This is a genomic window from Xanthobacter autotrophicus, assembly GCF_030015065.1.
GTDB classification, from domain to species: domain Bacteria; phylum Pseudomonadota; class Alphaproteobacteria; order Rhizobiales; family Xanthobacteraceae; genus Xanthobacter; species Xanthobacter autotrophicus_D.
In genome coordinates this window covers 1-384 of sequence record NZ_JAIVFN010000575.1, presented here as the reverse complement: position 1 = coordinate 384, position 384 = coordinate 1, and the positions used below count along the sequence as shown (strand labels likewise).

The window sequence follows — 384 nt, the reverse complement described above, 5'->3', positions numbered from 1 at the left end:
TTCTTGGACAGCGGATGCTTCTCCAGCGAGATGCGATCAACCACGGCTTCAATCGCCGAGTTGAGCAGTTCCACCAGCAGGCTGATGAAGCAGACCGCCAGCACCAGTGCCCGCTCGACCGTGCTGATGTCCAGCACGAACGCAGCCGCCATCAGCAGCGCGTGCAGCAGCAACAACTGGCGGAACGCCGCCTCGCCGCGAAAGGTGGCGATGAAGCCATCGCGCGAATGGATGAGGGTGTGGAAGATGCGGCTCAATCCGGTCTTGCCGTGCGGGTACTTGCCGCTGTCCTTGGGGTGCTGCATGCCGTCTCCAGAGCGGGGGAGCAGCCCGGAGCATGTGCAGCCCGATGTCAGGAATCCGTCAGATGCGGGAGGCGGGGCC

At 64.1% G+C, this 384-nt stretch carries 1 protein-coding gene; it reads right to left on the bottom strand.

What is annotated here, in order from left to right; all coding sequences use genetic code 11:
* Positions 1 to 305 (bottom strand): diacylglycerol kinase (locus K9U40_RS24580; protein WP_282892645.1); only part of this gene is annotated, 305 nt, incomplete at its 3' end.
* Positions 306 to 384: the final 79 nt, after the last annotated feature.